15 protein-coding genes and 1 pseudogene are annotated in these 15,687 nt (G+C 42.0%); 9 read left to right on the top strand and 7 right to left on the bottom strand.

Annotated features, from left to right (window positions below):
- Positions 1-62: 62 nt before the first annotated feature.
- Together AC3IRT_RS06910 and AC3IRT_RS06905 are read left to right on the top strand one after the other, a co-directional pair.
- Positions 63-266, top strand: a pseudogene (locus AC3IRT_RS06910) (transposase); the annotation flags it as partial.
- Positions 179-1,225 carry an IS3 family transposase gene (locus tag AC3IRT_RS06905; RefSeq protein WP_489395111.1) on the top strand — a complete coding sequence of 349 codons (1,047 nt, stop codon included), beginning with the start codon at positions 179-181 and terminating at the stop codon, positions 1,223-1,225. The pseudogene AC3IRT_RS06910 and the gene AC3IRT_RS06905, both read left to right, overlap by 88 nt.
- A gap of 16 nt (positions 1,226-1,241) precedes the next feature.
- Here AC3IRT_RS06905 and AC3IRT_RS06900 read toward each other — a convergent pair whose 3' ends face one another.
- From AC3IRT_RS06900 to AC3IRT_RS06890, 3 genes are all read right to left on the bottom strand, one after another.
- Positions 1,242-1,574 carry a carboxypeptidase-like regulatory domain-containing protein gene (locus tag AC3IRT_RS06900; protein ID WP_489395660.1) on the bottom strand — a complete coding sequence of 111 codons (333 nt, stop codon included), beginning with the start codon at positions 1,572-1,574 and terminating at the stop codon, positions 1,242-1,244.
- A 323-nt stretch (positions 1,575-1,897) separates the two neighbouring features.
- On the bottom strand, positions 1,898-4,282 hold the full coding sequence (locus tag AC3IRT_RS06895) for an endonuclease MutS2 (RefSeq protein ID WP_489395659.1): 2,385 nt from the start codon (positions 4,280-4,282) through the stop codon (positions 1,898-1,900).
- A gap of 20 nt (positions 4,283-4,302) precedes the next feature.
- On the bottom strand, positions 4,303-4,908 hold the full coding sequence (locus AC3IRT_RS06890) for a DUF4296 domain-containing protein (protein ID WP_489395658.1): 606 nt from the start codon (positions 4,906-4,908) through the stop codon (positions 4,303-4,305).
- Positions 4,909-4,983: 75 nt separating this feature from the next.
- On the opposite strand from AC3IRT_RS06890, the gene AC3IRT_RS06885 reads away from it, so the two are divergent.
- Genes AC3IRT_RS06885 through AC3IRT_RS06870 form a run of 4 tightly spaced genes read left to right on the top strand, consistent with a single transcriptional unit; the run spans position 4,984 to position 8,999 of the window.
- Positions 4,984-5,679 carry a YggS family pyridoxal phosphate-dependent enzyme gene (locus AC3IRT_RS06885; protein ID WP_489395657.1) on the top strand — a complete coding sequence of 232 codons (696 nt, stop codon included), beginning with the start codon at positions 4,984-4,986 and terminating at the stop codon, positions 5,677-5,679.
- A 41-nt stretch (positions 5,680-5,720) separates the two neighbouring features.
- Positions 5,721-6,542, top strand: coding sequence for a DUF3298 and DUF4163 domain-containing protein (locus AC3IRT_RS06880; RefSeq protein WP_489395656.1), 822 nt, complete (start codon positions 5,721-5,723; stop codon positions 6,540-6,542).
- A 14-nt stretch (positions 6,543-6,556) separates the two neighbouring features.
- Positions 6,557-7,825 carry an aspartate kinase gene (locus AC3IRT_RS06875; RefSeq protein ID WP_489395655.1) on the top strand — a complete coding sequence of 423 codons (1,269 nt, stop codon included), beginning with the start codon at positions 6,557-6,559 and terminating at the stop codon, positions 7,823-7,825.
- Complete coding sequence (locus AC3IRT_RS06870; RefSeq protein WP_489395654.1) at positions 7,818-8,999, top strand: THUMP-like domain-containing protein; 1,182 nt, start codon at positions 7,818-7,820, stop codon at positions 8,997-8,999. Before AC3IRT_RS06875 ends, AC3IRT_RS06870 begins: the two co-directional genes overlap by 8 nt.
- Positions 9,000-9,026: 27 nt before the next feature.
- On the opposite strand, the gene AC3IRT_RS06865 is transcribed toward AC3IRT_RS06870, so the two are convergent.
- Complete coding sequence (locus AC3IRT_RS06865; protein WP_489395653.1) at positions 9,027-9,944, bottom strand: sugar phosphate isomerase/epimerase family protein; 918 nt, start codon at positions 9,942-9,944, stop codon at positions 9,027-9,029.
- Between the two features lie 114 nt (positions 9,945-10,058).
- Here AC3IRT_RS06865 and AC3IRT_RS06860 point away from each other — a divergent pair, with 114 nt between their 5' ends.
- The 3 genes from AC3IRT_RS06860 to AC3IRT_RS06850 all read left to right on the top strand — a co-directional run bounded on the left by AC3IRT_RS06860 (position 10,059) and on the right by AC3IRT_RS06850 (position 12,086).
- Positions 10,059-10,730: a DUF1349 domain-containing protein gene (locus tag AC3IRT_RS06860; protein WP_489395652.1), complete on the top strand. Its 672-nt coding sequence runs from the start codon at positions 10,059-10,061 to the stop codon at positions 10,728-10,730.
- Positions 10,731-10,834: 104 nt separating this feature from the next.
- On the top strand, positions 10,835-11,839 hold the full coding sequence (locus AC3IRT_RS06855; protein WP_489395651.1) for an LLM class flavin-dependent oxidoreductase: 1,005 nt from the start codon (positions 10,835-10,837) through the stop codon (positions 11,837-11,839).
- A gap of 1 nt (position 11,840) precedes the next feature.
- Positions 11,841-12,086 carry a hypothetical protein gene (locus AC3IRT_RS06850; protein WP_489395650.1) on the top strand — a complete coding sequence of 82 codons (246 nt, stop codon included), beginning with the start codon at positions 11,841-11,843 and terminating at the stop codon, positions 12,084-12,086.
- Positions 12,087-12,273: 187 nt separating this feature from the next.
- Here AC3IRT_RS06850 and AC3IRT_RS06845 read toward each other — a convergent pair whose 3' ends face one another.
- The 3 genes from AC3IRT_RS06845 to AC3IRT_RS06835 form a co-directional block, all read right to left on the bottom strand.
- A complete protein-coding gene (locus tag AC3IRT_RS06845) occupies positions 12,274-12,957 on the bottom strand; it encodes an SIR2 family NAD-dependent protein deacylase (RefSeq protein WP_489395649.1) in 684 nt (227 codons plus the stop codon).
- Positions 12,958-13,605: 648 nt separating this feature from the next.
- The gene (locus AC3IRT_RS06840) at positions 13,606-14,334 is read right to left on the bottom strand and encodes a hypothetical protein (protein ID WP_489395648.1); all 729 of its coding nucleotides are present in this window, start codon (positions 14,332-14,334) and stop codon (positions 13,606-13,608) included.
- A gap of 28 nt (positions 14,335-14,362) precedes the next feature.
- Entirely contained in the window at positions 14,363-15,676 is a 1,314-nt protein-coding gene (locus AC3IRT_RS06835; protein WP_489395647.1) for an MFS transporter, read from the bottom strand.
- Positions 15,677-15,687 lie beyond the last annotated feature (11 nt).

The following is a 15,687-nucleotide window of genomic DNA, read 5'->3' as shown; positions in this document are numbered from 1 at the left end:
AATACTGGAGTTGCTACCTTTAGTGCGAGACAGATTTAATCAGTAATTTTAAATTTGATGATATGCATAGAAAATTTGATGATTCGTTTAAGATAATGGCTGTTGAGCTGAGTATTGTGAAAGGCTCAGTTTCGGAAGTGGCCAAGGAGCTGGATATCGATCCCAGTTTGCTCAGTAAATGGCGCAGGAACCCACGTTTCAATGGCAACAAAGTTCTTCCGGACAACCCCAAGATAAGCCCCCAGGAGCAGGAGTTGAGGGTTTTGCGCAAAAAACTAAAAGATGCGGAGCTAGAGCGCGACATCTTAAAAAAGGCCATCGCCATCTTCTCCAAGGGAGACGGTCCATATACCGGTTCATAGCAGCGAATCGAGAGGTATATTCCGTAGAGAAGATGTGCGATGTATTTAGTGTTAGCGCTAGTTGTTTTTACCGCTGGTTGGTTTCTCCAGAGTCCCCTGGTGAACAGCGGGTTAAAATACTTGTTGAGAAAATACAAAAAATACACAAGGAGAGTGATTGTATATATGGCAGCCCAAGAATAACAGCTGAACTGCATAAAGCTGGAGACCCGGTTTCCAGATCCTATGTAGCAAGGTTGATGAAGAAACATGGTATACGCAGTAAAGTGAAAAAGAAGTATAAGGTGACAACAGATTCCAGCCATGGCTATCGGATAGCTGAAAATCTCCTCCAAAGAGATTTTTCAGCGGATACCCTGTCGCAAAAGTGGGTCGGCGATATCACCTATATCCATACCAGCAAGGGCTGGCTTTATTTGACAACCGTTATTGATCTGGCGGACAGAAAAGTGATCGGGTGGTCTTTGAGCACCGATATGACAGCTGAAAACACCTCGGTAGCCGCCATGAACATGGCTGTTGGGAACAGAGCTCCCAAGAATGGACTGATCTTTCACTCCGACAGAGGGGTTCAGTATGCCTGTGACGAATTTAAATCGATACTCAGGGATAATAATATAACCCAGAGTATGAGTAGGAAGGCAAACTGTTGGGATAATGCGGTGGCTGAGAGCTTCTTCAAATCACTAAAAGCTGAAATGGTCTACCACAGAAGATTTATTGATCAGCAGTCCGCTAAATTAGAGGTATTCGGATATATTGAAGGCTTTTACAATACCAGAAGAACACATTCGGCATTAGGGTATAAAACACCTAAGCAAATGGAAGAAATGCTGCTGAACAAAGAAAAACTAGCAGCGTAAAAAAAGTCTCTCATTTTTAGTTGCAGTTCCATACCGCGTTTAACACGAAAGGTTGACCTAATTGTAGATAAACATTTTCATAAACAACTGGGTCTTGTCCAACGTAAGTAACCTCGATACGGTAAGGACCACCAACACGCATATTGGCTAAATTGAAACGACCAGCGTCGTTGGCAGCGCTGGAGTAAGTGGTACCAGACGGCGTATGCACCGCACGAATGGTCGCACCTGGTGTTGCTTGCCCCGATGATTGTGTTACAATCCCCGTAACACTACTCGTCGTGACCTGCGCTTGGATAGTTCCATAGCTAGCTAGGACTAACGCAAAGAAAAGTAAAGATCTCTTCATAAGTTGTTGTTTGATAAAATAATTATGCACCGCAAAATTAAGAAGAGAGAGCAGTATATCAACGGCTTAACATAAACTTAATGTTAGATTTATACTGTCCTTACATGTTAATAAGTGCTTATGATAAACGAGATGTCAGAAAAATGGAAATTATGGTAACAGCTTGGGGCAAAGTGTTAAAGATATGTTAAAATATAGGCAACCAAATTACCATTATGGAAAAAGTAACTTTTTAAAAATGTGGAAAAAAAAATGACGGTGTGATATCAGCGCCTATAATTTATAGTGAGTCTAAAGAACTCTATTGCATGTGCTTATGCGCTCTACTTGATGTAGGCATAGGTAATACCATCTCCGCCCCGATCCGCGTGTTCATCCTCAAAATGAGAGATATGACTGTATTTCCGTAAATATTCTCGCACAAACTTTCTTAAAATACCATCACCCTTACCATGAACGATCTTCAGAGAAGGATAACCAATCATGACGGCACGATCCAACACCAACTCCAATTGATTCATCGCATCGTCGGTACGCATACCACGGATATCGAGCTCCGGACTGAAATCAGCGGCATCACCGGTAGACACAGAACCGATCCGCTTCAATGCTTTTTTCTTTTCTTTGCCTTGTAGTTTCTCTACTTTAGCAGGCTTCACCACCGTGCGCAACTCGCCTAAGGCTAGAATCAAATTTTTATTTTTGGCGATCTCGATCACTTGTGCTTCATTACCAGAATCAAGAAGCCGCACCCAATCTCCTACTTGAAGATCTTGATCAACCACCATTTCCGATTTCGATACTGACTTTTTCACAACTGGTTTGACCGGGCTGTGCTTATCAATCGCTTGATGCAAGGTAGATCGGATTTCACGTGTTTTCTCCTTATCCGCTTGTACCGATTTGATTTCCGCAATCGTATTTTCTACCAGCTTATTGGCATCTTTCAGGATCTGGCGCGCTTCCTCTTTCGCTTGCTTGAGCAGCTCTCTCCTATTGGTATCTACATAATCACGCAGCTCTTCATATTCTTGCTGCTTGGCCAGCAATTCTTTCTCTCGCCTCAGAATAGCTGCTTTGGTATCAATGATTTCTTTTTTATCCCGTTCCAGATTTACTAACAGCGATTCTACATTTTGCTGATGTTCACCAATTTTAGTTTTTGCTAAGCGCACCACTTCCTTGGGTAGTCCGATATTCTGTGCGATTTCCAGTGCATAGGAACTACCGGGCTTGCCAATCTGTAAAATATACCGTGGCTTCATCGCGGAATTATCAAACAGCATCGAGGCATTTTCTAATCCAGCGGTATCACTCGCAAAAACTTTGAGGTTGGAATAGTGAGTTGTGATCACCCCACGCACATTTTTGGTATTCAAAACTTCCAAAACAGCTTCGGCAATTGGCCCACCAAATTGTGGATCTGTACCTGTACCAAACTCATCAATCAGCACCAAGGTTCTGGCGTTAGCAAACTCTGTAAAATGTTTCATCTTCGACAAGTGAGCACTATAGGTACTCAAATCGCTTTCGATCGATTGATCATCACCAATATCCGCAAATATTTGCTTAAAAATCCCCATTTTAGAATTGCCGTCAGCAGGGATTAGTAAGCCCGACTGAAACATCAATTGTAATAGACCAACCGTTTTCATACAGACAGATTTACCACCAGCATTAGGACCTGAAACCAAAATCACCCGATCTTGCTCGTCCATCTTAATATTCAAAGGCACAATCGTATGTGTGCCTTCAGCCTTGGCACTTAGGAATAATAAAGGATGGCGTGCATTCACCAAATGAATTTCCGCGGTCTTTATAATCTCCGGCAATGCCGCTTCGATATCAATCGCAAACAAAGCTTTGGCACGTACAAAATCCAGCTTCGTGAGTAAACCATGGTAGGATTGCAATAGCGGAATATGGGGGCGCAATGAATTCGTCAGTTCCGTGAGTATCCTAACGATTTCGCGGCGACGCGCGAACTCCAAATCCCTTACCTTATTATTTAAGTGAAATACTTCTTCGGGCTCTATATAAGCAGTTTGTCCAGTAGCTGATTCATCATGAATCAACCCTTTTAACTTCCGTTTATTCTCTGCTAAAATAGGAATACACAGCCTGCCATCGCGGATAGTCAAATTACCATCTGCCGTCCAGCCATTATTTTGTGCGGCCTTGAATACCGACTCCAAACGCTTGCGCGCTTCTTGCTCACTTTTCTGAATTTGCTGACTAACATCCAACAAGAATCTGGATGCATTCTCCTTCATCTTGCCGCGATCATCGATCACTTGCTCGATCGACCGAACGATGCTATTTTCAATCGTCAGATGCTCAAATAACATATCGAGATGCGCATACTGCCCTTCGCGTTCTTTGAAATAGCGAATCAAAGCAAAAACAGTACGCAGCGATAATAGCACGCGATGAAACTCCTCCTCCAATAAAAATGTCCCTTCTACACGGGCTTTCTCCACCAAAGGACGAATCGGATACAAATGGTCGATCGGCAATGGATCATCCGTCTGCAGCAAGGTTTTGAACTCCGCAGTCTGATGCAAGAATTTTTGGATCTGTTCTGGATTGACCTGAGGTTGTATTTTACTCACCAATTCGCGCGCTGGTTCGCTCAGGCATTTCTGCCGAACCAAATCTTTAATTTCTAAAAAACCCAGCTTATCGGCTGCGTTAAGGGGATATATCATAGATAATTGTAGTCAATAAATTAGGGTGCTATTGTAACATCCAAAGGCCCTGTTTCCACACCAACAGAATCTACCTGAATTGGCTTTGGCACCGATACTGGTGTAAGATCCGTACGTCTCCATAGGTATCCGATACCACTTGGACGATATACGCTCTCTTTGTAACCTTCGTAATCAAAGCGGAAATTTGAATCTGGATAGAACTTCCAAAGATTCTGTTTTATGTCCAACAATCGCTGATAATGGGCTATACGATTCAGACTATCTCGCTCTACGGCATAGCGCAACGAATCGGTACGGTTAAACTGTCGCTCGGCATCTGTAAGCTCCTTCTGAATGTTTCCATAGATTTTTTCGGTAAGCACCGGATCCGCGTAAAAATAATCCAGATTACGCTCAAACGCGACTGAATCCAGACCATATCGTGATAGCAATTGTGTATATAGCGTATCGATCACCTTCTGCGAACTATCAATCGGCAATGTTTGCAGATATCCATCCAGCATATGTACATCCGTAAGCAATTTGGTCACTTGATCTTCCTTCAATATTCCTTCTGGCCTTTTCTCTAAACAAGAGGCCAATAGTAAAATCAGTGGAATCAACACATAGAATGAAGCACGCATTTTGTAAATTTGTACAAATTTAGCAATTAGGGTCGATAATGCCTATCCCATTGCTTGTTAATAAATGCAAAGAAGATGAGTATACGAAATAACATAGAAGCTTTACAAAATGAACTAAAGGCACGCGAAGTGACTTTAATAGCCGTATCCAAAACGAAGTCAAACGAAGATATTCTAGAAGCTTATGAAGCCGGTCAGCGCCTATTTGGCGAGAATATGGTGCAGGAGTTAGTGTCTAAGCAAGAAGCGCTACCGAAGGATATTGAGTGGCACTTGATCGGACATTTGCAGTCCAACAAAGTGAAGTACATAGCGCCATTTATCGCTATGATACAATCGGTTGACTCGTTTAATCTCTTGAAAGAGATTAACAAACATGGTGTTAAAAATAACCGTGTCATTGATTGCTTACTGCAGGTTCATATTGCCGATGAAGAAGCGAAGTTTGGTTTAGACCACGCGGAACTGATCGAAGTGTTACGCGATGATGCTTTGAGCGAGTTGCAAAACATTCGCATCCGCGGATTGATGGGCATCGCTACTAATACAGATAACGAAAAACATATTAAAGAAGAGTTTTACGAACTAAAAATGTTATTTGATGGCGTCAAAGTAAGCTTCTTCCGCAAAGAAGATTCTTTTGACACGCTTTCTATGGGTATGTCTTCCGATTATACCATTGCGGTAGCGGAAGGAAGCACGATGATTCGTGTGGGCAGTACACTATTTGGTAAACGCGTTATCAAACATTTTAAAGCATCAGAGGGTTAGAAACGGTATACGCTATCTGCGTTTCAATAAATCGACATGTTATGGTTCAAAACTTCGTTATACTCCTTGCTGCTTCATTAATTTCAGTATCTGCTTGCCAATCTCCTAATGGACAACGGCAAACGGAACGATCGGACACGACACGATCTGTAGATACTTCCGCGTATCGCACGACGGAGTATTTTCAAACGAGTCCGTACTATCAATCTCGTGGCGATCAGTACGATACAGCTTATTTTCGGGCAAGTTATCCGACTTCGGAAGATACACTGTTCAATGCCTTGATCATGCAATCGATGGCGGTGAAAGACAGAGCCGACCTCGAACAGATGGGAGAATCTTTCTTAGCAGATTATGATAGCTATGTGGAAGAAGCGCAACAGCCCGAACTTACCCATGCGTGGTTTCAAGATATTCGTGGCCGCGTGATGCTATACACGCCGACCTTGTTGGTGATTAGCAAAACACTGATCGAATACACAGGCGGAGCGCATGGCAACTTTGCGGAGCTGTATGACAATTATGATCTGCAAACAGGAAAACCATTAACGCTCAGCGATATTGTGCCAGCAGAACGTCAACAAGAGTTTATCGCGTTGGCAGAAGCGCGTTTTCGCCAAGTCGAAGGCCTAGCGCCGGATACACCGCTAACGGATCGGTATTTTTTTGATGAGGGCGTATTTGCACTCCCTGATAACTTTGCTTTTGACAAGGAAAACTTGGCCTTTCAATACAATCCCTATGAAATAAAAGCGTATGCAGAAGGCGTCACGCAATTCCATATACCGTACGATCAGTTGAAAGACTTGTTGACGGATAAAGCACAAAAATTCATTCAGGATATAAAAGTAACACACCCTTAATTCTTTCAAGATTCATGCAGGTATTCAAATTTGGTGGCGCTTCGGTGAAAAGTGCAGAAAACATTCGCAATGTAGCGACCATCATAGATACATATAAGATAAACGGATTATTAGTTGTCGTTTCTGCCATTGGCAAAACCACCAATAAACTTTCTGAAGTAGTAGATCGCTATTTTTATCGGGAAGGCGATCCGTTTGAAGCGTTGGAGCAAGTGCGCACCGAGCACCTTACCATTTTGCATGAACTGTTTAGTGATAAAAATCATCCAATTTTTGATGATGTGATCAATACCTTAGTCGAAGCCGAATGGATTTTGGAGGAAGATCCCCAAGATGCATATGACTATTTGTATGATCAGATCGTCTCTTTAGGCGAAATCTTATCGACGAAGATTATTGCTGCATATTGTCAGCATGTCGGATTTGCGGTTCGCTGGTTGGATGCGCGTGATTATATCTTTACCGATAACAGGTATATGGAAGGCACGGTAGATTGGGCTAAGACGGAAGATAAAATTAGCCGAGAGATCCCAGCCATGCTGGAAAAGGAGATCATTATTACGCAAGGATTCATCGGGTCTACTTCCGAAAATTTCACCACGACATTAGGTCGCGAAGGTTCGGACTATAGCGCTGCTATATTTGCATCTTGTCTCCGAGCACAAGATCTTACGATCTGGAAAGATGTACCGGGCGTGCTGAATGCCGACCCAAAATGGTTTAATGAGACGGAATTGATACCCGAATTATCGTACACGGATGCGATTGAGTTGACGTATTATGGTGCGACAGTGATTCACCCCAAAACTATCAAGCCACTGCAAAACACACAAATACCGCTTAATGTGCGCTCGTTCCTAGATCCTACCCAGCCGGGAACACAGATTCGCGCTACGCACCAGACGCTGCCTGTTCCTTCCTTTATCTTTAAGGTCAATCAAGTGTTGGTCAACATACAACCATTGGATTTCTCCTTCATTGTGGAGGATAATCTGGGGCATATATTCAATACCTTTCACCAGAACCGCATTAAGGTCAATATGATGCACAATAGTGCGATTAGCTTTTGCGTGAGTATTGATGATACTGGTGAGAATGTTTGGCAATTGATGGAAGACTTGCAAAAGCGCTACAAAGTGAGCGTTTCTGCGGGATTGGAACTCATCACCATTCGATATTATAATCAACAAACGATTGATCGCGTACTAGTAGGCAAAGAAATCGTTCGGGAATTAAAAGACAGTTATACCTGCCAGATGCTGGTCAAGAAAAGAGATGAATAAACGACTGCTACAGGCTGATGTACAAAATTATATCCTGACGCATCGTCAGGAATTACCAGCGACCATTGCGTTGCGGAAAAGTCCATTTCCGGATGTTGCTTCGAGTGAGCTAGCCGCGCAAATCGACGGTTGGCAACGATGTGTATCGAAGTTGCCGACTTGGGCTTTCAGCTTGCAAATCTTTTATCCTCCAAAACTCAATCTGGAACAGTGTTCATCGGAACATACGGCCTTGATCAAACAGCAAATTATCCGTAAAGGCGCTAAGGTCATAGATCTTACCGGCGGTTTTGGTGTTGATAGCTGTTATATGGCGCAGCATGCCCAATCTGTGGTTCATTGTGAGTTGAACGAAGCCTTGTCTGAGATCGTCGCACACAATGCGCAGGTGCTTGGCGTACATAACGTAAGCTGTGTAACTGGTGATGGCATTGCATATTTGCGACAGCAAGCAGATGATAGCTTCGATTATATTTACATCGATCCTTCGCGGCGCGTAAGCCAGAGCAAAGTTTTCCTGTTGGAAGACTGCGAGCCGAATATCGTGGCCTTACAGGAGTTGTTTTTCGCCAAATCCGAACGCATTATCACCAAGGTTTCCCCGCTATTAGACATTACGCAGGCATTGCGCTCGCTAAAACATGTGACGAATGTATATGTGATCAGTTTAGATAATGACTGCAAGGAGCTGTTGTTTATTCAGAAAAGAGGTTTCGAAGGCGAGCCATTGATATCTGCGATCCGCTTGTTCAAAGATCAGGTGCAAGAGTTATCTTTTACCATGGCGGAGGAAAAAGCACTTCGCAGCGAATACCGCACGCCGCAAAGGTATCTGTATGAACCGGACGTCAGTATCGTAAAAGCGGGTGCCTTTAAGACTGTGGCGAAAGAATATCAACTCGGAAAACTACACCTTCACTCCCATCTTTATACCTCTGATAAACTCATTGTTGATTTCCCAGGGAAGGCTTTTGAGATTTTAGAGGTATTCCCGTTTGGCGATTTGAAACGCAAAAAGACATTTGGCAAAGCCAATGTTACCACGCGTAATTTTCCGCTGAAGGTGGAAGAAATTCGAAAGAAATTTAAGATTCGGGATGGAGGTCAAATACACCTCTTCTTTACCACCGATCTGGAAGACGCACTCACCGTGCTGGTCTGCGAAAGACGGTAAAAAAGAGGTGCTGATAAGCTTTATTTTTTAATTCGCGTAACTCGCTTTTACAAAGTCGGCTTGCTGCAAGTAATCAATACTTTCTTTCAGACCTTGCTCTAGGTCGCCTCTTACCTCTTCCAGCTCCACAAATATGTGTTTCAAACCGGCAGCATCTGCATTGCGAAAAATGGCATCGAAGCCGACCATACCGCTTTGGCCAATCTCTTTATGATCTTTGATGTGTAGCGTAGTAAAACGATTAGGATATTGCTTGAAATACTCCACGGGGCTAGCATTACCAATCACCGCCCAATATACATCCATCTCGAAAAACACTAATTCTGGATCCGTATTCTCGATCATATAATCGTACATTACCACCTGATTTTCTACTTTCTGAAACTCGTGTGCATGATTGTGATATCCATATTTGATTCCCTGCTCTTTGCATAGTTTTCCTACTTCATTAAGGTAACGGCAGTTCACAGCTAGCTCTTTTACGGTTTTAGGCAAATCCATCCAAGGCGTCACAATGTAGCTCATTCCGGCCGCTTTATGCGCTTGGATCGTGGTTGCCCACCAAGCTAACGCTTTGGTAAAATCTTCATTAGCCACTTCTTCCGCAGATAGCGGTCTGGCTACGTGCGAAGACAATACCTTCATCCCTACAGATTCTACTTTTTGCTTAAACTCTTCTGGCGTTGTATTGTAAAATTTACCGTCGCGAAATCCGGCCGTTTCTACAGAAGTATAGCCCATATTCGCTAACTTCTGCAATACATTTACGTAATCAGCATTGTACGATTTGGGATCCACGTGGCTTCCCATCATACTGCGTACAGAATACAATTGCAATCCGATTTCTTTCTTTGGCTGTTGTTGTTGTTGTTGTTGTGCGAATGTGTTGTTTGGAGAGATGCTCAGCATGAAAAGCACGGTTCCCAACACGGAGGATTTAATCATTTGTTGATACATGTTAATGTGTTTGTGTAGATGTTCGGTTCATAAGATATCAACACTTGCATCTTTATGCAAATTTTAATAACATCGTAAATATATTAAACTACCGACAAAAACATGAACAAATTTAGAATTATTGTCACACTGACCATTGTAATTATCCTCACTTCTTTCTCGATGGAAGTTGTTGCTCAAAAATTGGAAAAGATGACCTGGTTTAATGAACCTAGTGATTGGGAAATACAAAATGAAACCTTGCAAATGTTCGTGACACCAAAGAGTGATTATTGGCGAATTTCTCATTATGGCTTCACGGTCGATGATGCCCCATTCTATTACACCGAACGCGGTGGCGAGTTTGAGGTGAAAGTCAAAATATCAGCCGATTATAAAACTAGATTCGATCAAGCTGGACTAATGCTGCGCATCGATCACGAAAATTACATCAAAGCAGGGATCGAGTTTGTGGATGGAAAATACAATTTGAGCGCGGTGGTAACGCATAAGACAAGCGATTGGAGCATTGTACCGATCGAAGATGCCATTCCCTTTGTATGGATAAAAGCCGTTCGTAGATTGGATGCGATAGAAGTTTTCTATTCTTTTGATGATAAAACCTACACGATGATGCGCAATGCGTGGCTACAAGATAATCATCCGGTGAAAGTTGGCGTGATGGCGGCTTGTCCAGACGGCGATGGGTTTAATGTAAAATTCGAGCAATTTAAAATTACACCGTTGGCAGATCAGCGCCGCACGGAGTGGCTCCAAAAGAATGCTGGAAATTAAATCACATTGATCGAGGCGGTATTTACACTGTGTTGACGATAGACAAAGGCAATTGTGACGATACCGCGACGATAGATGGCGCTCGCGGCTCGTATCTTTGAATTATGAAAAACGTAAAATTTTCGACGCTTGAACTGGCAACTGTAGTAAAAGACGATAATCTCGCAGGTGCTATGGCTCGTACGGTGGAAAGTGCACATGCTGCGGAGCAATACGGATTCGAACGGATCTGGTTGGCTGAGCATCATAATATGGAATACATCGCAAGTTCGGCCACTTCGTTGCTGATTCAGCATATCGCTAGCCACACGAAGCAGATCCGTGTAGGATCTGGCGGCATCATGCTACCGAATCATGCACCTTTGGTCATTGCAGAGCAGTTTGGCACATTGGAAACACTTTTCCCAGGTCGTGTAGAAATCGGTTTGGGCCGTGCGCCCGGCACAGATCAGCAAACGGCCATGGCATTGCGTCGTAACAATCTGAACACTTCTTTTTATTTTAAAGATGATGTACAGGCTTTGCAACAATATTTGAGTACAAATAACCACACATCAAAGGTAAGAGCATTTCCGGGTGAAGGTTTGGAAATTCCATTATGGATTTTAGGGTCGAGTACCGACAGTGCTTATTTGGCGGCGGAGTTGGGACTACCTTACGCCTTCGCAGCACATTTCGCTCCTGCAATGCTTTCACAAGCTATTGAAATATATAGAGCAAATTTCAAACCTAGCGAGCAACTGCAAGAACCATATGTATTGATTTGCGCGAACATCGTACCGGGCAGTACTAATGCAGAAGCGCAGTTGTTATCCACCAGTTTGTTCAATATGTTCGCTGGAATAATTACCAATCGCAGATCACCGCTTTCTCCGCCTACGGCGGAACCAATTTATGCGGGTATCCCAGAAATTGAGCAGGCGGTACAGTCCATGATTAGCTGCACTTTTATAGGAGATACTCCAACTTTGGTGAGTGAACTTTCGGAGTTTATCGAGCAGCACCAACCCGATGAAATTATGAGCACCAATTACATTTTCGACAATCAGAAACGCTTAGATGCTTTTCGATTGACGGCAGACATATTCCAAAAAATCAACAGTAATTAGCATGCGCGTACTAGCAGAATTACCTCATCCCGCTTTCAAGATCAGCCTTTTCGGGATGAATCAAAAATTCATTATAAAATTCGAACAAGGGACTTTGGAGCAGTCTTATAAAATTGCAGAAGCCGACATTATCGGAGGAGTAAACGGAGTCTTCGAATTAATTGATGAAGGCTTTTTAAAGACGGTAGAAGAGACCTTTCAGCAGATGCGAAGCAGTTTTGTGGAAGCCTATAAAAGATATGAATAATTCGTTCATATAATTATTCATAAAAACCTGTTAAATAAGATGTTATTTAACAGGTTTTTTGTTTTCAGAATAATATTTGGCGTTTCACACCGATCGCTAGTATTCAATTACACTTAATATTAATAATAACTATATATAAATTACGTAACAACATCATAAACAAAACACTAAATAGTTAAACAAAATATTATTTGGCTAGCAAATTTTGAAGAATTGACACACTTTCAACCGCAGTTTTCTCGATTATGATAGTTTGCGCAGGTACGCCATATTGTGACGCATTTGGATCCACAAAAATAAGGGTACAGTCACTTTTCAAATGGTATAAAAGATTGGCTGCTGGGTATACTTGTAGTGATGTACCAATCACAATAAAGACATCTGCTACCTCTGCAAGAGCAGTAGCTTCATCCATCGCCGGAACGGCTTCGCCGAACCAAACGACATGCGGTCTTAATGGCGAACCGCGCTCACAGCGATCATCCATGGAGAGTGTATCTCCTATTATCGGATATACAGCAGATGGATCAATAGAAGACTGCGATTTGATGATTTGTCCGTGCAAGTGCAACACACGATCGCTGCCAGCGCGCTCGTGTAGATCATCTATATTTTGAGTGATGATTTGCACATCCTCTACCTTTGCTAAATCGGCCAGATATTGATGTGCTGCATTCGGTTGTGCAGCCAAGCAAGCTTTCCGTCTTATATTATAAAAATGCTGCACAAGCTCGGGGTCGCGATGCCATGCTTCTGGTGTAGCCACATCTTCGATGCGATAACCTTCCCACAATCCATCCGCACCGCGAAAGGTTTGCAAACCACTTTCGGCGGATATGCCTGCGCCTGTAAATACCACAATATTTCTCATAAATGCATTCAATGATATAAGAGTAAAAATACGGGAAACATAAAAACATACTCGATAATCTTGCGCATTTACGACACGAATTTCTCCCTATCATCCCTATTTTGATTACAAATTCTCAATCTGGCTATCGGCTTTTCACCCGATCTATGATCGGTCAATTACGCAACAACGTCGAAGAATTCTTGCAGAGTAAGTTTAGAGACCTTTTCAGATCTTCCAGACGTTGGCCTGCTTAATATTAGAATAACAAATTGATATTGATAATTAAGAGTTGACTTAAGGAATAGTATCGATTACGTAATAAAAACGTAATCGATCTAGCAAAAAGGTAAATATCCATAATACGATTCTTCTAAGAATGATGTATACAGCTAATCTTGAAGATTTCATTATGGAAAACCGTAAACAAATAGTCTCACGAGGTGTTAGTTTTAACAAAATTTATTTCGATACATCTGTCAACACCTATATGTTTAAAAAAACACCTGCTCTTAAGTCATTACTAACACTTCCTCTTCTGCTAGTTTTAGTGATATTACTAGTACAACTAAATGCTTGTCATTAGATGACTGGAGATAAATTCTAATAATATATTATTCTGAAGAGATTTTTCGGCTAGGTTAGTTACTCGCTTTCGTTCATCGTGCTTTAGAAAGAGAAGGCTTGCACAGAAAATTGTAAGAATGCATTCTGATCTACCGTATTCCACATCGCCCAGATACCTATCGGAATTCGCCATGATGCTATTGGTATAGGCTTTATGACGATAAGACTTACTTCGCTAAGGCCGCGACGGGAAGCGAAAAAGTTGTTACGTTCGCCCAGAGATCTTAATGCATCTGCATAGCCTATGCGGCCGCTTACTATCAAATCATTCGTGCGAAGAAAAGGATATTCTAAGCTAGCAAAGTAAGAATACTTATTGCCCGTGTTATCCGAGTTCCGATCTCTACCAAAAACCACCGCATTCCAGCTAAGCTCCAACGGAAAATTATTACTAATTGTATAGAAACTTCTAAAATCCCAGAAACGACCAGTTTCTGCTGCCTTGTAATTAAAATACTCTGTATTATTGTACGTAGCTTCTGGTGAAAAATTATAAATATCCCACAATTCAAACCTAAATCTATTTTTTATATTTCGGTATCCGAGGTAATGATTAAATTCTTTATAACTACCCGTCGCATCTCCTCCTCCCCAAAAACCACCATAAAAATTATCTCCTGTAAGTTCTATATTACCCGTGTACACCAATCCGGTCGCTACTTCTAATCCTCGCCATAGATGACTATTACGTAACTGCAACGAAGAATGGAGATTTTGTCCTTGAGCAGACAGGGCAATAAGTATCACTAGGCATGCAAATACCTTTCTCATTTTTAAATAATTAGTGTTAATGATTTTTCTATTGGACGATATCCTGCTCTCGTGGTCGTGAACCGACCAAAGCATAAGCTAACATCAGCAATTCACACACAAGAGAGAGTGTCCAAGTCCAACGCCATGAACCAAACCAGTCCGCCAATCCACCTTGCATTAAAGTAAAGACAGCACCTCCAAATACGGCAGAAATGAAGATTCCTGAAGCTTTGGAAGTATATTGCTTCAAACCTTTAATAGATAACGAATAAATACAACTCCACATCGAAGAATGCAATAAACCTATGGCCACTAGGTACCATATATTATTAGTCACCATTGCGATGATCACGAGTATACTAGCCAAAGCTGTTGTGGTAATCAATTGATTGCGCGCGGATACATTTTTTAGAAAACTGGAAACAAGTCGACCGACCAAAAAACCTCCCCAATAAAGCGTAGAAAGTAAAGCATGAATGCCAAGATCTAGACCGCCAATGACTAATTCTGTACGACCGAAAAACGTGACTGGATGGCCCGATTCTAACAATTCAAATGCAAATAGATTTAGGTTAGCACCGATGGCCACTTCAGTACCGACATAAAAGAAGATAGCTGCGACACCAAGTGCAAAATGTCGAAATGACCACATACTACGCGTTAGCAAAGCGCTGTTTGTGCTTCTAGTTTCTGCAATATCTGGAATAGAAATCCGAAGTGTAAACAAGGTGACCACTAGTACGCAGACAATCAAACCACCTAACGGCAATAGTAATTGTTGGATCTGTATATTTTCTATAGAGATACCACTAAACATAATCACAGTCACGAAAAATGGCGCTGATGTAGTTCCTATCGAATTTATTCCAGTCGTAATACTAAGTCGTTGCACATCATTTGTGCCTGCCAGATCGTACGAAGCTACGTAAGGATTCACCACCACTTGAATGACGGCTGCAGAAGTACCCATCAAAAACGATCCAATTATAAAAATGATAAAACCATACGGCACCGCGACATCCGAGATGCGGATAACCTGATCCGGATAGGTCAAACCAACCCACGTCGATAGCATATACAAGCAAAGACCAAAGATGATAAACAATAGTCCGCGAATGATCGTGTTTTTATAACCAAAGCGATTTACCCATCTGCTACCCAAGGTGCTATTTATTAAATAGCCTAAAAAGAAAAAGAATGATATAGACGTTGTTAACGTATTAGAGTAACTACCCGCTTCTTTTAAAAATGTCACCTTGAGTGGTGCTTGCAATTGCTCATTCACTGTGGTAAGAAAGCCTACAATAAAGTAGATAAACGTTACGATGGCGTAAGGCCACATATTATGTTGTTTTCTCATCACACAAAAGA

This window comes from Sphingobacterium sp. KH_072, from assembly GCF_057837975.1.
The sequence above is the reverse complement of the archived record's forward strand: the minus strand, read 5'-3'. Positions and strand labels throughout refer to the sequence as shown.

Excerpts from the sequence above, each read along its gene's own strand:
- AC3IRT_RS06905 (WP_489395111.1), top strand. The coding sequence starts at position 179 with ATGGCGCAGGAACCCACGTTTCAATGGCAACAAAGTTCTTCCGGACAA.
- AC3IRT_RS06900 (WP_489395660.1), bottom strand. The coding sequence starts at position 1,574 with ATGAAGAGATCTTTACTTTTCTTTGCGTTAGTCCTAGCTAGCTATGGA.
- AC3IRT_RS06895 (WP_489395659.1), bottom strand. The coding sequence starts at position 4,282 with ATGATATATCCCCTTAACGCAGCCGATAAGCTGGGTTTTTTAGAAATT.
- AC3IRT_RS06890 (WP_489395658.1), bottom strand. The coding sequence starts at position 4,908 with ATGCGTGCTTCATTCTATGTGTTGATTCCACTGATTTTACTATTGGCC.
- AC3IRT_RS06885 (WP_489395657.1), top strand. The coding sequence starts at position 4,984 with ATGAGTATACGAAATAACATAGAAGCTTTACAAAATGAACTAAAGGCA.
- AC3IRT_RS06880 (WP_489395656.1), top strand. The coding sequence starts at position 5,721 with ATGGTTCAAAACTTCGTTATACTCCTTGCTGCTTCATTAATTTCAGTA.
- AC3IRT_RS06875 (WP_489395655.1), top strand. The coding sequence starts at position 6,557 with ATGCAGGTATTCAAATTTGGTGGCGCTTCGGTGAAAAGTGCAGAAAAC.
- AC3IRT_RS06870 (WP_489395654.1), top strand. The coding sequence starts at position 7,818 with ATGAATAAACGACTGCTACAGGCTGATGTACAAAATTATATCCTGACG.
- AC3IRT_RS06865 (WP_489395653.1), bottom strand. The coding sequence starts at position 9,944 with ATGATTAAATCCTCCGTGTTGGGAACCGTGCTTTTCATGCTGAGCATC.
- AC3IRT_RS06860 (WP_489395652.1), top strand. The coding sequence starts at position 10,059 with ATGAACAAATTTAGAATTATTGTCACACTGACCATTGTAATTATCCTC.
- AC3IRT_RS06855 (WP_489395651.1), top strand. The coding sequence starts at position 10,835 with ATGAAAAACGTAAAATTTTCGACGCTTGAACTGGCAACTGTAGTAAAA.
- AC3IRT_RS06850 (WP_489395650.1), top strand. The coding sequence starts at position 11,841 with ATGCGCGTACTAGCAGAATTACCTCATCCCGCTTTCAAGATCAGCCTT.
- AC3IRT_RS06845 (WP_489395649.1), bottom strand. The coding sequence starts at position 12,957 with ATGAGAAATATTGTGGTATTTACAGGCGCAGGCATATCCGCCGAAAGT.
- AC3IRT_RS06840 (WP_489395648.1), bottom strand. The coding sequence starts at position 14,334 with ATGAGAAAGGTATTTGCATGCCTAGTGATACTTATTGCCCTGTCTGCT.
- AC3IRT_RS06835 (WP_489395647.1), bottom strand. The coding sequence starts at position 15,676 with ATGAGAAAACAACATAATATGTGGCCTTACGCCATCGTAACGTTTATC.